Annotated in this window: 14 protein-coding genes; 5 read left to right on the top strand and 9 right to left on the bottom strand. The window is 67.2% G+C overall.

Translation table 11 applies throughout. From position 1 onward, the window contains the following. Window positions 1-12 precede the first annotated feature (12 nt). The gene (locus tag KY501_RS40265; RefSeq protein ID WP_224369218.1) at window positions 13-1,689 is read right to left on the bottom strand and encodes an SET domain-containing protein-lysine N-methyltransferase; all 1,677 of its coding nucleotides are present in this window, start codon (window positions 1,687-1,689) and stop codon (window positions 13-15) included. Next, window positions 1,686-3,248: a hypothetical protein gene (locus KY501_RS40260; protein WP_224369217.1), complete on the bottom strand. Its 1,563-nt coding sequence runs from the start codon at window positions 3,246-3,248 to the stop codon at window positions 1,686-1,688. Before KY501_RS40260 ends, KY501_RS40265 begins: the two co-directional genes overlap by 4 nt. Before the next feature lie 192 nt (window positions 3,249-3,440). On the opposite strand from KY501_RS40260, the gene KY501_RS40255 reads away from it, so the two are divergent. Next, entirely contained in the window at window positions 3,441-3,812 is a 372-nt protein-coding gene (locus KY501_RS40255) for a metallothionein (RefSeq protein WP_224369216.1), read from the top strand. Between the two features lie 10 nt (window positions 3,813-3,822). Here KY501_RS40255 and KY501_RS40250 read toward each other — a convergent pair whose 3' ends face one another. Next, window positions 3,823-4,431 (bottom strand): zinc ribbon domain-containing protein, encoded by a 609-nt coding sequence (locus tag KY501_RS40250; protein WP_224369215.1) that lies wholly within the window; start codon window positions 4,429-4,431, stop codon window positions 3,823-3,825. A gap of 92 nt (window positions 4,432-4,523) precedes the next feature. Continuing rightward, window positions 4,524-5,453, bottom strand: a complete 930-nt coding sequence (gene nadA / locus KY501_RS40245) for a quinolinate synthase NadA (protein ID WP_224369214.1) — start codon at window positions 5,451-5,453, stop codon at window positions 4,524-4,526. Window positions 5,454-5,784: 331 nt separating this feature from the next. Here nadA and KY501_RS40240 point away from each other — a divergent pair, with 331 nt between their 5' ends. From KY501_RS40240 to KY501_RS40230, 3 genes are read left to right on the top strand one after another with little or no spacing between them, the layout of a single operon-like run. Then, complete coding sequence (locus KY501_RS40240; protein WP_224369213.1) at window positions 5,785-8,199, top strand: helix-turn-helix domain-containing protein; 2,415 nt, start codon at window positions 5,785-5,787, stop codon at window positions 8,197-8,199. Continuing rightward, window positions 8,196-8,990 (top strand): class I SAM-dependent methyltransferase, encoded by a 795-nt coding sequence (locus tag KY501_RS40235; RefSeq protein ID WP_309243037.1) that lies wholly within the window; start codon window positions 8,196-8,198, stop codon window positions 8,988-8,990. Before KY501_RS40240 ends, KY501_RS40235 begins: the two co-directional genes overlap by 4 nt. Continuing rightward, complete coding sequence (locus tag KY501_RS40230; protein WP_224369212.1) at window positions 8,990-11,893, top strand: ATP-binding protein; 2,904 nt, start codon at window positions 8,990-8,992, stop codon at window positions 11,891-11,893. The genes KY501_RS40235 and KY501_RS40230 overlap by 1 nt, the downstream gene beginning before the upstream one ends. 9 nt (window positions 11,894-11,902) lie before the next feature. Here the strand turns inward: KY501_RS40230 and KY501_RS40225 are convergent, their stop codons facing one another. The 4 genes from KY501_RS40225 to KY501_RS40210 form a co-directional block, all read right to left on the bottom strand. Next, window positions 11,903-12,628 (bottom strand): DNRLRE domain-containing protein, encoded by a 726-nt coding sequence (locus KY501_RS40225; RefSeq protein ID WP_224369338.1) that lies wholly within the window; start codon window positions 12,626-12,628, stop codon window positions 11,903-11,905. Window positions 12,629-12,730: 102 nt separating this feature from the next. After that, window positions 12,731-13,462, bottom strand: a complete 732-nt coding sequence (locus KY501_RS40220) for a hypothetical protein (RefSeq protein ID WP_224369211.1) — start codon at window positions 13,460-13,462, stop codon at window positions 12,731-12,733. 24 nt (window positions 13,463-13,486) lie between these two features. Next, complete coding sequence (locus KY501_RS40215; protein WP_224369210.1) at window positions 13,487-14,158, bottom strand: hypothetical protein; 672 nt, start codon at window positions 14,156-14,158, stop codon at window positions 13,487-13,489. Window positions 14,159-14,241: 83 nt separating this feature from the next. Next, window positions 14,242-15,762 carry an alpha/beta fold hydrolase gene (locus KY501_RS40210; protein WP_224369209.1) on the bottom strand — a complete coding sequence of 507 codons (1,521 nt, stop codon included), beginning with the start codon at window positions 15,760-15,762 and terminating at the stop codon, window positions 14,242-14,244. 48 nt (window positions 15,763-15,810) lie between these two features. On the opposite strand from KY501_RS40210, the gene KY501_RS40205 reads away from it, so the two are divergent. Then, window positions 15,811-16,728 (top strand): LysR family transcriptional regulator, encoded by a 918-nt coding sequence (locus KY501_RS40205; protein ID WP_224369208.1) that lies wholly within the window; start codon window positions 15,811-15,813, stop codon window positions 16,726-16,728. A gap of 381 nt (window positions 16,729-17,109) precedes the next feature. On the opposite strand, the gene KY501_RS40200 is transcribed toward KY501_RS40205, so the two are convergent. After that, window positions 17,110-19,482: an FG-GAP-like repeat-containing protein gene (locus KY501_RS40200; protein WP_224369337.1), complete on the bottom strand. Its 2,373-nt coding sequence runs from the start codon at window positions 19,480-19,482 to the stop codon at window positions 17,110-17,112. Window positions 19,483-19,744: the final 262 nt, after the last annotated feature.

Below are 19,744 nucleotides of genomic sequence, written 5' to 3'. Positions count from 1 at the left end.
GTCAGCGTGGGCTCACGGGAGGATGAGGCCCCCCGGGCTGCGCCGCTCCAGGGATGCTGGAGCCGGTGATGCTGCCTGGGGGGAGGCTCCCGCGCCGGGAGCACCGGGGGCCGCGGCGGTGGCTCCCGAGAGGTGGATGACCTTCTCGAAGAGGCGCTCGGCGAAGCGGGAGAAGGGCTCCTCGGGTCCGTGGAAGAGCCGGCGGGCCTCGGAGCGTGCCACCCGGGCGGCGTCCGCTCGGTCGGTTCGCTCGAAGAACTCCGCCATCCTCCAGAGCCGCAGACCGTAGAGCTTGCGCCGCTCGGGGGTGAAGAAGGCCCGGGCCATGGAGCGCACCGCCTGCAGCGTCTGCTCCTCGCGTTGGGCCCCGGAGAGCGCCAGAGGGCTTCGGGCGATCTCCTCCATCTTCTCCACCACCTTGTACATCTCGGCCTCGGGGGGCAGCCAGGCGGAGATCTCCAGCGTCTCGTGGAGGGTGTGGCCTTCCATGACGCCCTTCACGTCCTCGGGCTCGGGGGGAGGCACGGTGGGCTCGGTGTTGGAGGGCTGCGCGCCGTAGTGGCGCATCGCGGGCTCCAGATCCTGGGGGAAGGGGGTGCGCGAGCTCAGGTTGAGAGCCGTGGCCTCGCCGAGCAGTTTGACTGCCTCCTCGCGAGAGATCTCGATGGCGTACTGGGGCTCGGTCGCTTCCTTGATGCGCCGGCGGTAGCTGCTGCGGGTGACTTCGTTGAGCGTGAGCTCCACCACGCCGAGCTCATCCGAGAAGATCACCTGGGCCGCCTCGATGCCGCTGCCGCGCAGGATCCGGCCGAGGATCAAGCCGCGCTTGCCATCCGTGGTGATGCTGGTGACGAGGCAGGAGAGGGCTTCGGGCTCCGGGGCGCGGGTGGGCTCGGGCGCGGGGCGCGGGGCTTCGGCGACGGCGACGCCCTTCGAGCGCAAGCGGTAGAGCGCCTTCTTGGCCGACTTGGCCAGGGGCTTCACGCTGGACTGCGTCAGGGCCTCCGGGAGCGCGGTGCTGCCCGCGAGGACAGCGCCCTCGAGGATGGCCTCGGCGAGTAGGGGCGGGAGGGCCTCGACGGCGGCAGGCGTGGCCGCAGCCGGGTCGGCCGCGAGGGTACGCGCCTGTTCCACGGCTTCCGGTGCGAAGTCGGGGAGCGGGGCGCCGGAGCGCAGCGCATCGAACAGGGGGCGGGGCTCGAGGGACTTGGGCATGGAGCTCTCTTCTAGGAGCTTCGTGATGTGTGGAGCAAGGCGGTAGCCCTGGAGTGCACGCTTCGGCATCTGCGAAGCGCCCGCGATCCTCCTCAGGCAGCGCGGACTGCCGCAGAGGCACTCGAACGGCGAGGCCATGGTCCACTCGGTCGACGGATAGAAGTAGGTGAGTGCGTCGCCCGCCGCGATGGGCCGGAGCGCGCTCAGTGCCCACTTCTCGACGTCGAAGTACACGTTGGGATCGCAGCTGTGGTTGGTGAACGAGAGGGCCGGTGGCGTGAGCTCGATGTGCTCATGTTCGGACACCTGGAGGGTCATCCGGGATGGGCGAGCGTGGGTGGCCTTGGCGCGAAAGGCCGAGATCGTGTCGCCCGTGGCGAAGGCTCTCAGGCTCTCGAGGTACTGCTGGCCGAGCTGCTCATTCCGGCGCACCGCCAACTGGGGGGATTCATCCTGGGAAACCTGTTCGTTCATCGTCGGCGGACGAGCCAGTTGTTGCCCACGTGTGCCACCACGGCCAGCTCCGTCCCGAGCCGCGCGCCGAAGATCTGCGCGGGGTGGGCGCCGCGCACGAGGAAATGATCGTAGAAGCCGCCCATCGTGTCGTAGTTGAACTCTTGCGGCCGCCACTCGGACGGGAACGTGGGCGGTGGAGTGCCCGTGTAGCGCAGGGGCGAGTGGGGCGTGAGGGCGAAGCTGAAGTTGGTGACTCCCCCGCGCTCGCGCGCGAGCACCGCGGCGCTGTGGAGGAACACGGGGAAGCGCACCACATAAGAGCGGGTCTCGAAGATGAGCCCCATCACCCGAGGCTTGGGCGCCGTGGCCTTCACGAGCGTGTCCCACTCGGTGGCCTCGCGGGAGAAGGCGCGGAAGCCTCGGCCGAGCACTCCGCCGAGCAGGAGCGCGCACGCGGCGCTGGCCCACAACAGCCGGCGGTGGTGGCCAGGCCGGGTGACGGGCACGCTGGCGATGAGGAGCGCTGCGGCCAGGTGCGCGTACCGCGTGTTGAGGTAATAGATGTAGCCGCGGATGTCGAAGGGCAGCGCGAAGAAGAGGACGACCGCGATCAGCCCCAGCCCGAGCATGCGGAAGCGGGCCACGGGCCCCTCGGGGCGAGGTCCTCCGAGCGCCAGTCCCAGCACCAGCGCCACGGCGCCCACCACGCCCACCGCGTAGAGCGGCCACCGGTCCGAGCCATCATGGAAGAGGTTGGCGAGCACCTGGAGGAACTCGTCCCGGTTCTGGTCGAAGGATTTATAGGAGAGGTTCTCCGGAGACAGCATCGGTCCCCAGGCCTTCCACGGCTGGCCGGGAGCAATCTCAGAGGGCTGGCCGAGCCGCAACGCCACCCACCCCAGGAACAGGGCCACGCCCGGAGCCACGCCCACGAGCGCTGGGACCCGAGGACTCAGCCGTGCGCGAAAGCCCCGAGAGTCACCGTCCTCCGGCACGCGCGTGGTGAGCAGAAGCCAGGGCAGGCCGAGCCCCAGGAAGAAGAAGGCCTGCACATGGAACACGAGCACGGCGACGAGGCACGCGGCCAATCCCAGGGCCCAGGTACGGCGGCGGCTCGCGTCGGTGAGGGTCCTCACGAAGAGGCCGCAGCACAGGATGGCCAGCGGCAGCGAGGCGCAGTAGTTCACGAAACCCCACGCGAAGCTGTCGCCATAGGCGAACGGCAGCGCGAGCAGCGAGGGCCACACGGGCCGGCCCAGCGCACGCAGCAGGAAGGCCAGAGACAGCGGCAGCCCCACCACGTAGGCGCTGAGGAAGACGCGGTTGGCCAGTTCCAGCGGCAGCAGCCAGTTCAGCGCGCTGACCAGGTAGTAGTAGCCCAGGTACGGCGTGAACGCGTGCCGCGCGGCGAAGAACTCCGGGTAGAGCGTGGTCGGATCATCCAACCGGTGCAGTACCGAGATCAGGTGCAGGTGCTGCGGCAGGTCCACCATGGGCAGGGAGCGCGCAACCCACAGCGGCGCCACCCCCATCAGCAGGGCCACGGCATAAAGGACACGGTCGGTTCGTTCGGACACGGGAGGCGGGCGGACTGTACGCGGCGCCCTCTTCCTCTGCGAGCAGTGGCTGCCTCCGCGGCGCGTCCCGGCTGCAAGGTGGGCAGAAGTGTGATAGCGTGCTTGGCAGAGGCGAGGCGCTGGGGTATAGGCGCCGGCGGCTCATGGATCATGTCGCGGGCTGTTGCAGGGTGTGCCCGAAGGAGGAAGCAGATGAAGCGCATCGGTTTGACGGTAGCGGCCCTGTGCATGGCGGGCGGAGTGCTGCTGGCACCGGGCGTGGGGCATGCCTGTGAGGCTCACGGGCACGCGGCCACGAAGCAGTCGTCCACCCCCCCGGTGGTGAAGAAGGACGGGGAGTCCCAGGCGCGCCCGGCGCAGAACCCGCTCAAGGAAGTGGACGAGCTGCTCACCGCCAAGTGCCAGTGCGGCTCCAAGGCCGACTGCACCTGCAAGAAGGGCCAGTGCGAGTGCTCCAAGTGCAAGGGCGGCAAGCACGAGGTGATGGACGCCCTGCGCAACCAGGCCCCGGCACTGAATCTCGAGGACGCGCGCTATGACGCGTCCGCCGGAGTCTTCATCTGATTGACGGCCGTTACTCCCGGGCCGGCTCGCCGCCGGCCATGGAGGGCCGCTCTCCCGCCGCCACCAGCACGGGCCAGCCGCGCGCCATCGCCTCGCGGAAGAAGGCGGCCAGCTCCCGGCGGCATTGATTCACCGCGCCGAGGAACGGATCGATCAGCGCCTCTTCGCCCAGGCTGTGCGGGGCGCTGAGATCCACCGGAGTGCCACACCGCTCGCAGCGGATGGACACCGGCCTCACCAGCGCCACGGGCACCGCGTAGCGGGCCCCGCACTCCGCGCACTTCCACACGAGCGCGCGCTCACCCGCCTCGCGACGGGCCAGCGTCTCCAACTCATCCGCCAGACGCAGCAGCGCCGGCAGATCCTGGGGAGGTTGGGCGAACACGGCCGATGGGCCAAAGCCCGCACCGGGAGAACCCAGCTTCGGCGGCCGATCGCTTTGCAGCAGCGAACGGAGCCTGTCACGGGCGCGGACGTCGCGGAACTCGGCGCTCGCGAGGGCGCGCTCCGCAGCCTCCGGGATGGGGGGGAGATCCGGCTCGAGGCGATCTTCATCCGGCAGCGCGCGAGGGTGATCGACGAGGCGGTGACCGGGGACGGCTAGGAATCGAAAGCCCACGGGTGCTCCATCTCACCCCGGCCTTTCCGGTGCAAGCAGCGAGTTCGTGATTGCTGAGCTGGACGACAGTCCTGGCGCTACGACGCTCTGCGTCAGGACCACTCCAGCATGCGCTGCAGCGGGGCTCGGGCAGCGGCCTGAAGGTCCGCGGGGAGGATCAGCTCCGGCGTCCGGTCCTTCATGCAGCGGTAGAGCTTCTCCATCGTGTTGAGCCTCATGTACGGGCACTCGTTACAGGCGCACCCGTTATCCGGCGGGGCAGGGATGTACGTCTTGCCCGGTGCTTTGAGCTGCATCTGGTGGAGGATCCCCGCCTCCGTCACGACGATGAACTTCTGCTTCGGGCTGGCCACCACGTGATCGAGGATGCCCTTGGTGGATCCGATGAAGTCCGCGTGCCGCAGCACCGCTTGCTCGCACTCCGGATGGGCGACCACCTCCGCGTCGGGGTGCTCGACCTTGAGCTGCACCAGCTTCTTCTCGCTGAAGATCTCGTGGACGATGCAGCTGCCCGGCCACAGCACCATGTCCCGGCCCGTCTGCTTCATCACATGCCGGCCCAGGTGCTGATCCGGCGCGAAGAGGATCTGCCGATCCTTCGGCGCCTGGTTGACGATCTTCACCGCGTTGGAGGACGTGCAGATGACGTCGCTCATCGCCTTTACCGCCGCCGAGCTGTTCACGTAGCTCACCACGAAGGCGTCCGGGTGCTTCTCCTTGAAGGCCTTGAAGGCCGCTGGCGGGCACCGATCCGATAGCGAACACCCTGCCTTGAGATCCGGCAGCAGGACCTGCTTCGTCGGGTTGAGGATCTTCGCCGTCTCCGCCATGAAGTGGACGCCGCAGAAGACGATGACGTCCGCCTTCGTCTTCGCCGCCGCCTGCGCCAACGCCAGACTGTCTCCAACGAAGTCCGCAACGTCCTGTATTTCACTCTCTTGGTAATAGTGCGCCAGGATGACTGCGTTGAGAGAATGCTTCAGCTCTTGGATCCTGGCTTCATAGTCGGTGTCGGCGCCCATCGGCCCTCCTCACAGGATTCTTTTAATCGGCTCGTCGCGATGAGGCCAACGTCCGTAAGGAGGGCGCTCCCTGAGGAACCATCAGCTCCGGGTGTTTCCGGAAGACGCGCATTCGTGGGTGAGGGGCCGCGCTTCGTTCATTGCGATCCACGGCGGAACCCGCTGGGGCAACTTTTCTTCACTGTGGAAAGCGGTTAACTTTTTGCGCCCCAGACTTCGCTCCCTGGCCCGCGCCCCTGGCGACGGCCGGGGCGCTCCCTGGCGCGCATGGAGAGGCAGAAATGAAGCAGGCCTGGCTGAGCACCGAAGGCGCGCGCTGCAGGAGGTGCTGATGAGCTCGCAAGAGCAGTCGGTGTTGATCGTCCACCCAGACCCGGTGTTGCGCGCAGGCCTGGTGGCGGCTCTCTCTCCTCGGCAGATCGTCGCCGTCTCTTCGCGAGATGATGCGGCGCGCACCCTGGCGGAGCGCGTGCCCGATGTGGTGCTGGCGGATGCGGTGGATGCGCGGCGGTTCCTTCGGGATCTGGATCGACTGGCCCCCAGGGCGCTGCGGGTGTTCCTGTGCCCCAAGTCCCAGACGGAGGCGATGCGTGAGCTGGTGAACGTGGCCGCCGAGGGTCACGAGTTCCACACCGTGGATCCGACCGCTCCCGTCGAGGAGGTGACGCGCAACCTGGGTGAGTTGATGCGCCAGCGCTCGTCGCGGCGCGTGCCCGCGGTGGGGCTGGAGGCCTCCTTCAGTGTGGATGGCCAGCGCCTGCGCGCAGAATGCGTGAACGTGGGCAACGAGGGATGCCTGGTGCGGCTGCCCGTGGATGCGCCCATCGAGCGGCTCCCTCCTGGCACGCGGCTCTTCGACTTCCGCATGGAGCGCGCGGGGCAGGTGGTGTTGCGCGCCAGCGGCGGCTTCGTGCGGCACATCGGGTTGGATCGCACGCGCGGGGATGCCTTCTTCCGCGTCGGCATCCAGATGGAGCAGACGGGGGCCAGCGTCGGCTACGTGGAGCTGGCGGTCCTCGATGATCGGGTGCGCGTGCTCGCGGTGCTGCGGCGTGGACTGCGGCAGGGCATGCTCCAGTGCACCCTGGTGCAGGGCGTGCGGCGGCCCGAGGAACTGGCGGCCACGCTCGTCGAAAGCGAGGACGGGCTGCTCCCCGTGTTGCGGTGCGCGCTGCCCCAGCACTGGGAGGCCAACGCGGGCGACGTGGTGGAACTGCTCTTCGACCTGAGCGGCAAGAGCTACCGCGGCTTCGCCTCCGTGGTCCGCATCGAGTCGGATGGGATCATCCTGTCGCTGCCGCGCAGCCTGTCCATGTATCACCGGCGCAGCAGCACGCGCTTCCGCGCTGGGGAGGAGCAGCCGTTCGCGATCTCCTTCGTGTCTCCCATCACCGGAGAGCACATCCAGCACCCGGTGATGGACCTGCACGCGGTGGGGCTGTCCTTCGTCTACGACGCCGCCCGCGAGGTGCTGCCCGTCGGGCTCGCCATCCACAACTTCACCCTCGTGCTGCCGGATGGCACGCGGGCGCCTTGCAGCGCGGAGGTGCGTGACAACTCTCCGCTGCTCGATCACACCGCAGGGGGGCTCGCCCGGCCGTTCCGCTGCGGAGTGCGGCTGCTCCATGTTCAGCCCGAGGCGCGTCAGGCCGTCACCAACGCCTTCGTTCAGGCCCGCTGCCCCCAGGTCTGGGATGGTTCCAACGAGCCCTTCCGGAAGATCTGGGAGATCGTCCGGACCGTGCGCCACGTCTATCCCGACTATCCGTTCGAGGACGGGCCCCACCTGGAGGTGTTGGAGGAGACGCACCGCAAGCTGGCCGCCGCCAGCGACGAGATCGCCCGGTCCTTCGTCTATCGCGATGGGCTGCAACTCATTGGCCACGCGTCCGGAGTGAGGATGTACTCGCGCACGTGGATGCTCCAGCACCTCATGGTGCTGCCCACGGTGCGCCGGGGCGAGAGCATCTCGAGGGATCTGTCCGCGCTGAGCGTGGACTACGCCGAGTCCCTCGAGGACGTGAACTACGTGCGCGTCTACTGGCGCATCCAGAACAAGTGGCCGGACCGCGTTTTCGGCTGGATCGCTCGCAGCATGCACCTGGACGGGCTCACCAGCCTGCGCATGCTGAACTACGTGCGGCTGGCGCTCACCGAGGCGCCTCGGCCGAGGCGGGGGCTGCTCCCTGTCCGTGAGGCCACAGAGGCGGATCTGCGGTGGATCGAGGCCCACCTGCGCTCGCGCGGCGAGGTGGTGCGCATGATGGCGGATGATCTCCAGGCCTCCGAGGCGGCGCTGCCCACGCTGAGCCAGCGCTTCGCGGCCTTCGGGCTCAAGCGCGGACGCTCCGTCTTCGTGGTGGACGGAGAGCGGGGGCCGCTGGCCGTCGCGCTCTCGGAGGACGCCACACCGGGCCTGAGCTGGTCGGAGATGACGAACGCCTTCTCCTTCCTCATGGATGACCCGAACCATCCTCAGGCCCAGGAGGCACGCGAGGCGCTCGCCGCCCGCTGCATCGAGCACGCCTGGGAGCAGGGCAAGCGCTCGGCACTGGCGCTCGTGCAGGACGAGGAGGTGGAGTCCCTGGTCGCCATGGGCTTCGGCTGGTTCGGCCGAGTCTGTGAGCACACCTTCCACCGCAGCACCGCGAGGACGTGGCAGATGTTGATGGCCGCTGTCTTCGAGCGCCTCCAGACTCGCTCCTCCGTGCGGATGCAGCAGGAAGAAGAGGAATCCGCGGCGTGAGTGGCTACCCCATGGAGTCCGAGCAGGAGACACGGCGGCTGCTGGAGCAGGCCCGAGCCTTGCCCGTCACCCGCCACCTGCTGAGCACCGGGCTCGCCCCGGGCATGGCCGCGCTCGACGCGGGCTGCGGGCCCGGCCTCATCACCGCGATGATGGCGGAGGTGGTAGGGTCAGGTGGGAGCGTCGTGGGGTTGGATCTCAGTGACAAGCGCCTGGAGGAAGCTCGAAAGCTGTGTTCGGGCCTGCCTCAGTGTCGCTTTGTTCAGGCGGATGTGTGTAAGACGGGGCTGCCGGCGGACTCCTTCGACTACGTCTGGAGCCAGTTCGTCTTCGAGTACCTCCGGGCCCCCGAGGAGGGGCTGGCGGAGCTCGTCCGCGTGACGCGCCCCGGCGGACGGATCGTCGTGGCCGACGTGGATGGTCCGGGAGATCTGGGCTGGCCGTTTCCGGAAGATCTCCGCGAGGGGATCCAGAAGGTCGCCGCGGCCGCCAAGGCTGCCGCGGGCCTGGATGTCCAGGTGGGTCGCAAGATGTTTCACCTGTTTCGCCGTGTTGGCCTGAATCAGGTGCGCGTGCATCTCGCGCCCCTGTATGTGGAGGCCGGGGCGGCGGATGCTCGCCAGATGGAGGACTGGGCGACCCGCTTCAAGGCGCTGGAGGCGATCGCCGCCCCCGCCTTCGGGAGCCTGGCAGCCTACCGAGAGTTCGCCGACAGATACCTGGCGATGCTGTGCGATCCGGACACTCTGAAGTACGCTGTCCTCCTGATAACGGAAGGGCAGAAGCAGTAATGGATTCCACCTCACCCTCTCAGGCGATTGAAGCGGCTCCGGCCGTACCGCCGGAGGTGATCCCGGATGACGCGCCCCACGTCGGCGTGCGCGCCATCAACTTCCTGCTGCTCTACTTCCGGAGGCAGTACGGCGAGGAGCGCCTGCGCGAGTTCTGGAAGCGCCAGGGCTTCAAGCTGTCGCTCGACTACGTCTCGACGATGACAAACTTCGTGTCGCTCGACTTCCTGGAGCGGCTGGTCGAGGCGCTGGTCGTCGAGACGGGGGATCCGGCCCTGCCGCGCAAGGCGGGCATGCTCATCGCCACGCCCGAGGCGCTGGGGTTCCTGTTTCACATCTTCCGCACGTTCGGCACGCCGGCCAGTTGCTACCGGAAGACGGTGGAGCTGCTGCCCACGTTCAACAAGGTGGGCCAGTTCAACATCGAGGTGATGAGCAACAACCACATGGTGCTCGCGTACCACAGCACGTTGCCGGAGCGGAACCGGCACCTGTGCGAGGGGCGCATGGCGCAGTTCGCCTATCTGCCGACGATCTGGGACATGCCTCCGGCCCGAGTGCTGGAGCTGCAGTGCCAGGTGCGCGGGGCGGACCGGTGTCGCTACGAGCTGACGTGGCACGAGCCCGTGCGAGGCTGGCGCATGGGCGCGGGGCTGCTGGCGGGCGTGGCGGTGGGCACCGGCATGGGGTTGTTGGGGCTGGGGCCGCTGCCGGTGCTGGTGCCCGCGGTGGCGCTCGGCACGGCCTTCTTTGGTGCGTGGCTGGACGCGCGCCAGGAGGTGAAGCGCAAGGACGAGTACCTCGCCGCGCAGAACGAGGGCCTGGAGCAGTCCCTGAGGGATTTGGAGCGGCGCTATGACGAGGTCTACCAGAGCAACGTGGCCCTGGAGGACCGCGTCTCCGAGCGCACGCGAGAGCTGACCGAGACCAACGCCAAGCTGGAGACGGCGCTCATCACTCAGAAGGAGCTGACGCGGCTCAAGAGCGAGTTCTTCGACAACGTGAGCCACGAGCTGCGCACGCCGCTCACGCTGATCCTCCTGTCGCTCGAGTCGCTGCTGCAGCGCGATCCGGCCACCATCCCCAACCCGGTGCGCCAGCACCTGGCGACGATGGATCGCAGCGCCCAGCGCCTGCTCAAGCTGATCAACAACCTGCTGGACCTGGCGCAGATGGAGGCGGGGAAGACGCGCCTGCGCTATCAGCCGGTGGAGCTGTTCGGGCTGTTGGGCACGCTGCTGGCGCCCTTCCGGGTGATGGCGGAGAAGAAGGGAATCCGGCTGGCGCTCGAGGGCAGGACGGTGCAGGCCATCCACGCGGACGTGGAGCGCATCGAGATCGTCTTCCAGAACCTCATCTCCAACGCGCTCAAGTTCACCCAGGATGGCACCGTCACGGTGCGCCTCACCGAGGATGAGTCCGCCGTGCACGTGGAGGTGGTGGACACCGGCCCGGGCATCGCGCCGCAGGACATCCCCGTCATCTTCGATCGCTTCGCCCAGGCGGACTCCACGGGCACTCGCCGCTTCGGCGGCACGGGAATCGGCCTGGCGCTGGTGAAGGAGACGGTGGATCTGCACGCCGGCCGCATCGGCGTGACGAGCGAGGTGGGCCGGGGCTCCTCCTTCCACGTTCAGCTGCCCAAGGGTACGGCGCACATCCGCGAGGACCTGCGCGATCGGCGCGTGGTGGAGATGCCGACCCGGCGCGATCGCCGCTCCTACTCGGGCAACCTGCCGGCGGTGCGCTCGGGTTCGCCGACCTCGGATGTGGGGCTGGCGGCTCAGGAGGATCAGGCCCCGCCCAACGCGCCGCGCGTCCTGGTGGTGGAGGACGACACGGAGATTCGGGGTTTCGTCACCAGCGTGCTTCGCGGCGACTACCACGTGCTGGAGGCCGTCAACGGAGAGGAGGGCTGTCACCGGGCCCTCAAGGACCGGCCGGATCTGATCGTCTCGGACGTGATGATGCCGGTGATGTCCGGCCTGCAGATGCTGACCCAGCTGCGAGGGATGCCGGAGACGGCGGACATCCCCGTCATCCTGCTCACCGCGCGGCAGGAGGTATCCGAGAAGGTGGAGGGGCTCGGGGTGGGCGCGAACGACTACCTGGGCAAGCCCTTTTCGCCGCGCGAGCTGCTGGCTCGCATCGAGGCGCAGCTGCGACTGCGCGAGGCGGCGGTGCGTGCCGCGGAGAACGAGCGGCTGGCGGCCACGGGCCTGCTCACCTCCGGCTTCGCCCACGAGGTGCGCAACCCTCTCAACGGGCTGATGAACGCGCTGCTGCCCCTGAAGGACAGCGTGTTGGGCGAGACGCCGGATCTGGCCACCTCGAAGGAGATGATCGAGGTCATCGAGGAGTGCGGAACGCGCATCCGCTACCTCGCCGAGTCGCTGTTGTCCTTCGTGCGCTCCAGCGACAAGCCTGTGCCGGTGAGCCTGGAGCAGTCGTTGGACTCCACGCTCAACGTGCTCGCGTGGCGGGTGCCCACGGGTGTGGTGGTGGAGCGCGACTACCGGTGCGATGTGCCGGTGATGGGAGATCCCGGCTCGCTGAATCAGGTCTGGGTGAACCTGCTGGACAACGCGCTGCGCGCCGTGGGGATGAGCGGGCGGGTGAAGGTGGCCACCGAGCGCGATGGAGACATGGCGGTGGTGTCCGTGACAGACTCGGGCGTGGGCATCAAGCCGGAGGACATGGAGAAGCTCTTCCAGCCATTCTTCTCCACCCGCGCGGCAGGCGAGGGCACGGGACTGGGCCTGGCGCTCTGCCGGCGGATCGTCCTGCGGCACGGTGGGCAGATCCAGCTGAGCAGCGAGTACGGCAAGGGCACCCGGTGCGAGGTGCGCCTGCCGCTCAAGAGCGCTGAGTCGCAGGCGGACCGGACGCGCAAGCTGGCCTGATCCGCGAGCTCACTCCCCACCCTCCAACACAATCTCCAGGCGCGGGCGCAGCGTGGCGTCCGGGTGATCGCTGCTGGCGAAGATCACCTGCCGGTAGGGATCCTCCGTGACGAGCTGGAGTGAGAAGCCGTGGCTGTTCTGGGGATCATCGAGCATGGTCTGCACCAGCCCGGTCACGTCGATGTCCAGATAGTTCTGATCGGGTGCCTTCGAGGCTGGCAGGACGACTTCGTCAACGGGAGTGGTCGACGGCTTTGTGTCCCATGACACCGTGCTCTCCTGCCACGGTGATGTCACCCGGCGAAGGGAGAAGGTGTTGGAACCCGAGAGCGTCGAGTGGCCCGGCGGCTGGTTGTTGCCCATCCGCCACATCATGGATGTGAGCTCGGCGTGCAGAGCCAGCCGGGCCTCGTGGATGCGGATCTTCGCGGGGACCGAAGACAGGTTGAAGTCGAAGAGACCGTGCAAGACGAAGGGATCTCCTGCGGTCCATGCACCGGCTGTTAGCTCGATCCGATTCCCATAGTTGTTCCGTCGGCTCCTGGAGCCGCTATGGATGAATGTGTCCTTGCCATCGGCGGGGCCTGGTTGGAGCACGATCCGCGTCGGCCGATGGGCCTGCGCGAGATCCTGTGCGCCGTCCTTCGTGGGAGACCGAGCACTGTTCGTGGGACTGCACGCGGCATGCAACACGGCCGAGACAAGCAACCACCGGATGGGCAAGGAGGGAGGCATCATTGGCAATCTCCTGGTTATGGCATGCCCTCTTGGATGAGAGGGGACGCCCTTGTCATCACTCCGGGTATGGCGCAGTCATAGGCGCCTGAAGTGGTACGTTTACCCGGCCTTCTTCAGCCACACTCGCAGGGGGGCCAGAGGTTCGAAACCCAGGGTGCACCACGTGGACAACTCGTCACCGTGTTCGTAGCCCACGAGCGGCAGCCCCAGGAACGCCGCCGTGACATGTGCGAGCATCTCCATGCGCAGCGCTTCGGAGGCCCCCTCCACCAGGAACGTATTCGAGAGGCTGACAACGCCTGCGGACTGGTAGGCGATAGCTCCGGCGACAAGAGCCTCGCCGTGGTGGGCGGCGAAGATGCGGGTGTTCGCGTCGTCCAGCAGAGCAGGCCGGAAGATGGCATGCGCCGGGTCCAGCCGGTGCTCTCCCTGCGGTCCGCGCCAGGCTGCCTCCCACGCGGCGAGCATGGTCTCGTCGCGGATCGTGAGCCAGCGGGCTCCACTGACGGAAGCGGGGGCGGGCACGTCCCGGGAGAGGACGAGCCACTGAGCGGTGAACAGTTCTGAGAAGCCCCGGGGGGCAAGGTCGAGCGCTGCGTAGCTGTCCTTGACTGCCCAGCCTCCCGGCACGTCGAGCTTGGAGATCTCTTCGAGCTGTAGCGCCACGTCATCCGGAGTGAGTGTGACGGCGTTCGGGTAGAAGGGTGGGACCGTGGTGCGGTTCAGCCACAGCGCGCGCGAGAACTCTCCTGGGCGCCCATGCGCGCGGCACACCGCATCACACCATGCTGCGTTATTGGCGACCGCAGAGATGACCAGGCTGGAGGACATGCCGTCTTCCTTCCTCCTTCCCGTTTACTCGGGAGGGAAGGACTGCTGGGCGAAGGTGACGAACTGCTCCACCAGCGTCTCGGGGTGCTCTTCGTCGAGGATGCCGAAGCCCACCACGAAGGCGGGGTCCGGGAGCAGGAACCTCAAAGCCGCGTTGATGGACTCGAGGTAGGCATGCGCGTGGCCATGCGTCGCGACCTCCTCGGCGAGGCGCATCCGCCAGTGCGGAACGGAGCCATCATCCAGATCCGCGTAGGGGATGACGAACGGCACATACTTCCCGAAGGCGGGCGTGACGTCGGTCGTGAGCCGTTTGTCAGGCCAGATGAGAATGGGGAAGGCCTGGGGACCGGGCGGGTTCATGTGGAAGAAGGTGGGCGTGGTAGCGATCTGCTTCAGGTCGCAAAACTTCTGCGTGATGATCGCCACCAGCGTTTGCTGCCATACGGTGACGCCCTTGGCGTTGACGAGCTGGTAGGGGTGGAAAGACGCGCCAATCGTGACGGCGCCGCGGTCGCCCGTGGCCAGACCGATGAGCCGGGCAAAGGCCTCACGATCCGTGGAGTGCCGCATGGGAAAGCCCGACGTGAAGCCCCAGAGGTAACTGGAGCGCCACATGCCCACCTTGTTGTAATCGATGGCGTCCCCTGATTCGGGGGGCGCGGGGGGCTTGCGGAACAGGTCAGAGCTCGACATGAGCAGGTCCTCCTTGAGCGCCGATGATGCCTTGGATACGCATCCGCAGCATACCTCTGCGGGAGCACCTGTTCCTGCTGCCCTCATGGGTTCTGACCAGGCTGCGCACTCAGGCTGAAGTCGGCTCCTCTCAGCTTGAGCGCGCACGCCGTGGGGAGTGTGCTCGTGGGATCCCGAAGGAACGCCTTGGTGATTTCCCTTCCGCAGGGATTGAAGCTCGCGCCGTGGCTGAAGCCGCGCAGCTCGACGAAGACGGCATGGGGCAAGGTCTCCAGGAGCTGCTGTCCCCATTCCGGAGGCGTGTCCGGATCGAACTCGCCCGCGTAGATGAGCGTGGGGATGTCGCTGCGGACGGGCTCCTTCACCCCAGCGGGAGCGGAGGCGACATTCCACACGCGGCAGACCTCGGTGGGAACAGTTCGCTCGTCGATGCCACCCAGTCCCATCGCGGGCGAGAGCTGCGCGGCCACGCGGGCTCCGTTCTCGAAGGGGTTCTCCTCCGCGCACGTCACGGACATGCGCAGGCCCCAGGTCATCCTCGAGGCGCCCTGGTTGTCCTTCACGAGCGCGGCCAGCTCCTCGGGCTGGCCCGTGGCGGCCTGGCTGATGATTCGAGGGAGGAGGGGGATCGTGTCGCGCCGATGCAGGCCCAGGTAGATGGCATCGGCCACCTGCGCACCGCGAACCTCCACCGGCCGTTCCCCGGTAGCGGCGGCGTCCAGCCCCAGCCGGATGGGGCGAGCATCCGCGCTGGAGACGAGCTGGGCGAACTGCGCGCGCAGGCGGGGATAGGCGGTGCCACAGGCCCGGTCCGCCGCGCACCCATCGAATACGACATTCAAGGCTCGTAGCAGGTTCGTCGAGCCGAACTCATCGAAGACGACATCGGGCGGAAACACCGAGTCCAGGATGACGCTCTGGATGCCAGCCGGGTGGAGCCGCATGACGGCCAGCATCAACCGTGTGCTGTACGAAAGGCCGTAGAGGTTCCACTTCGCGTAGCCGAGCGCCTTTCGGAGATCCTCGATGTCATGCGCGGTGGCGTCCGTGGTGTAGCCGTCCAGGTCCACGCCCGAGGCAGTCAGCGTCGCGCGGCAGTTCCTGGCCGCGCTCACCATGGCCTCCACGAACTTCTGGCCCCGCAGCCGGCCCGCCGCCACCTCCGCGGTGAGTGCGTTGACCTCGGGGCATTCGAGCGAGGGCCGCGAGTGCTTCCCGCCTCGAGGCTCCAGGAAGATGAAGTCGCGCTCGTCGAGAATCGAGAGGCTCTTTCCGGAGCGCTGGTTGTCGACCGCGCTGACGCCGGGGCCTCCCGGCATGAACAAGAGCGGCTCGGCGGCGGGCTTCTCCGCCCGGCTCCGGAAGATCATCACCGGCAGCCGGATCATCCGTGTGCCCGCCTTGCTCCGGTTCTCGGGTACTACCAGCACCCCACAGTCGATGCGCTCATCCTTCGCGACCTCGTCGTTGCAGGGGGTACGCTCGAAGTGGCTTACCTCGGGGAGGGGCCGGGGCTCCGGAGCGGGGGGCGGGCTCGCGGTGGACACGGACAGCGTGAGCAGGGTGGACGTGAGTGCGTGGACCATGCCAGGGAGTTTGAACAAGCGTGCTCGACGAGGTCCAATATCGGCTTTGCTCGCTGTGATAACGAAATGCGCTCACCCCTACTCGATTCCCGCCGCCTCACGTACTTCATCGCCGTCGCGGAGTCGCTGCACTTCCGCAAGGCCGCCGAGCGCTTGCGGCTGGCCCAGCCCGCGCTCAGTCAGCAGATTCGCCGTCTGGAGGAAGAGCTCGGCTGTCAGTTGCTGAAGCGTGATCGGCGGCGCGTGGAGCTGACGCCGGCGGGAGTCGCGCTACTCGACACCGGCCGCCGCGCGCTGGTGCAACTGTCACATGCCGCAGAGGCCGCGCAGCGCACCGCCGCCCATCAGGTCGCTCTGCTCCGCGTGGGCTTCCTGAGCCCGGCGGCCTTCGCGCTCGTCCCGGAAGTGCTTCGCCGCCTGCGCCTGGCACACCCGCATGTCCACCTCGTGCTCCGGGAGGCAGACAGCGTGACGCTGCTGGAAGAGGTGCGGTTGGGGCAGCTCGACGTGGCCTTCGTCCGGGGGCCCATTCCCACGCCGGGTGTTCGGGTGGACACGCTGTACGAGGAGCCGCTCCTCGTCGTGCTGCCGTCCGGCCACCGGCTCGCGAGGCGCGCGCGGGTGCCTCTCGCGGCTCTCGCCGATGAGCCCTTCATCGGCTATCCCCGGGACCCGGTGCCACCGCTACACGACGCGATGATGGAGATGTGTGGAGCCGCGGGGTTCACGCCGTCCTTCGTCACGGAAGCGACCGAGTGGTACACCCTTGTCAGCTTGGTCGCGGCGGGGATTGGCCTCGCCATTCTTCCCGAATCCGTCCGGACCTTCACGCGCCGAGGCGCTGTCTACCGTCCGATCGCGGGAGAGCAGCGCCATGTGGCGCTGACCATCGCGCGGCCGCTCGGGCCGCCGGGGCCGGCCCTCCGAGCCTGCTTGGACATCGTTTCGCAGATGACGGGTGTCCGGCTCTCGGATCGCACCTGAGTGGCAGGAGGTGATACGTGGCTGTTCACGGTGCAGGGGGCGTTGCACTGCAGTCCATGTACTTCACCGGGAAGGAGCAGCCAGCGAACGGACAGTTTGGAGACGCGGCATTCTCTTTGTCCTTGGCGATGATGGACTGAAGCGTCTCTCCCTCGGCCAGACACCGGACCTCCGGTTCGGGCCCGACGCAACAACCACAACCACATGCGATATACGAATTCCCAGGCGCTGGGGTCTGCTCAGATTCCTGCTCGGTTGGCGCCTGTTCGACGAGTGGCGTCTCCGAAGCACATCCCATCGTCATCACCCACAGCATCATGACAAGTCTTCGCATTTCCAGAGCTCCTCTGCCATCAACGTCAGGTTTTGCTGTCTCGAATCCTAGCGAGCGCAGGTGCTGAGCAGCACGCTCACGGTGGAACTGAAGTAGTGCACGGAGGCAAGGTCTGGCAGGCCGTCCCCATTCAGGTCCGCTACCGCCACTGCATTGGTGTCCACGCCCACGTTGTAGCCGGCCGAGGCGGCGAAAGTACCGTCGCCCTGGTTCATCAGCAGGCGCACGTCACCGTTGAGCCAGCTTCCGATGACGAGGTCGCTCTTGCCGTCGCCATTGACGTCTGCCGCGGCCAACGTTCGGGGACCTGCTCCGGTGCCGTAGGAGACGGCTGAGGCGAAGGAGCCGTCGCCTGGGTTGATCAGCACACTGACGGTATTGAGCGTGTCATGGGTGACGGCGAGATCTGTCTTGCCGTCACCGTTGAGATCCGCAGCCACCACCGCCAGGGGACGCTGCTCCACACCGATGTGGACAACCGGGGCGAAGGAGCCGTTGCCTTGATTGAACAACACATTCACCTGGGCGCTGCTGGAGTCGACGGTGACAAGGTCGGGTCTGCCATCGCCGTTCAGATCCGCTGCTGCCAGCACCTTGGGGTATATCCCCACGTCGTAGGAAACCGCCGCGCTGAAGGTGCCAGGGCCCTTGTTGAGCAACACGCTCACGCTATTGCTGTTGGCGTTCGACACAGCGAGGTCGGTCTTGCCATCGCCGTTCAGATCCGCTGCGGCCAGGGACGCAGGATAGCTCCCCACCGTGTAGGGAACGGCCGAGGCGAAGGAGCCATTGCCCTGGTTGAGCCGCACTTCCACGGTGCTGTCGAACCCGTTCGCGGCGACGAGATCCGGTTTGAGGTCTCCATTCAGGTCTGCCGCCATCACCGCTGTGGTGCCCATTCTGGTTGCGACATTCAGCCTCGAGGTGAAGGCTCCTCGTCCCTGATTGAGCAGCACGGTCAGGTTGTAGCCGCTGTAGTTCGAGGTGGCGATGTCGAGCCTGCCGTCCCCGTTCCAGTCCGCCACAGCCAGAGAGTCGGGATTGGTCCCCACGCTGTAGTGGACCGCTGCGGCGAAGGTGCCGCTGCCCTGGTTGAGCAGCATGCGGACACTCCCTCCGGGGGAGTTCACGGTGGCGAGGTCGGCCTTGCCATCGCCATTGAGGTCCGCCGCTGCCACCATCGAGGGATACTTTCCCACGCCATAGTGGGCCGCATCCTGGAAGGTGCCGTTGCCCCGGTTGAGCAGCACGCTCACGTTTCCACTGCTGTGGTTGGTGACAGCGAGGTCGGGCTTACCATCCCCGTTCACGTCCGCCGTCGCCACGAACCAAGGGCTTCCTCCCGCGCCGTAGGTAGCCGCAGAGGCGAAGGTGCCGCTGCCTTGATTGAGCAACACGCTCACGTTGTAGCTTCCGGTATTGGCGACGGCGAGATCAGGCTTGCCGTCCCCGTTCAGGTCCGCTGCCGCTACGGCAGCAGGGTGCACGATCCCGGTGTCGGCGGAGTACCCGGCGGCAAAGGTGCCATCGCCCTGGTTCAAGAGCACCCTCACCGTGGAGTGTGACTGCTCGGCGACAGCGAGATCAGGCTTGCCATCCCCGTTCAGGTCCGCCGCCACCACCGAGACAGGGTTCTCCTCCGTCGCGTAATCCCTTGCCGCGGCGAAGGTGCCGCTGCCCTGGTTGAGCAGCACGCTCACGGTGTTGCTGTTACGATTGGAGACGGCGAGGTCGGCTCTGCCATCCCCGTTCAAGTCCGCCGCTGCCACGGAGTTGGGAAGCATGCCCACGCCGAAGGGGACCGACGGAGCGAAGGAACCGTTGCCCAGGTTGAGCAGCACGCTCACGGTGTTGCTGGTGGCGCTCGCGACGGCGAGGTCGGCTTTTCCATCCCCATTGAGGTCCGCAGCAGCCACCGCGGAGGGGTTCGAGCCCACGCTGTAGTGGACCTCTGGAGCGAGCTTACCGTTGCTCTGGAGGAGCACGCTCACTGTGTCGCTGGCGCTGTTGGTGACGGCGAGATCCGCTTTGCCATCCCCGTTCAGGTCTGCTGCCACCACCGCGACGGGATCGGTTCCTACCGCCGCAGGGTGTTCTCCCGGCAGTCCGAGCGAGGAAGGGCTGATCGGCGTGTGGACCGCGATCCCGGCATTGCAGGAATCAACCGTGCAGGCATTGCCATCGTCGCTCGGGTCGGCGTCATCGAGGATGGACTCCACCGCGCCGTTGCCATCGCACTGGAACTTCTGGCAATCGCCCACGCTCTGGTTCGAGACGGGCGTACCCGCCGCCGCGAACGAGATTCCGCAAACGCCACCGTCGCAGGTTCGCGTCTGGCACTCTGTCTCCTGGCCCGGGCAGGTGCTGGGCTGCTCACACTCACGGCTCTCCTGTGTTGTGCAGCTCGCCACGCTTGCCATCCATCCACTGAGGAGCAGGAATGCCCCTACGCTCCGCGCTGTGTCCATGCGCTCTCCCGGGTCAAGAGGTGTTGTGAATGAGTGCGGGCCTGCCCATGCCTGAGCATTCCCCGTGCCAGTCTCTCTCTCAGCGGATCGTCCCTGGAGGGCTGCTGTTTCGGCAAGGAGTTGCCGGGAAGCGTTTGCCCGCCAGCAAGAACTTGCCGCCAGCCAGCCGTTGGCGGATGAAGATTGCGGCTCAGCTGTCCGCGAGGAGGATGTC

This window comes from Hyalangium versicolor (assembly GCF_020103695.1).
GTDB lineage: Bacteria > Myxococcota > Myxococcia > Myxococcales > Myxococcaceae > Hyalangium > Hyalangium versicolor.
The sequence above is the reverse complement of the archived record's forward strand: the minus strand, read 5'-3'. Positions and strand labels throughout refer to the sequence as shown.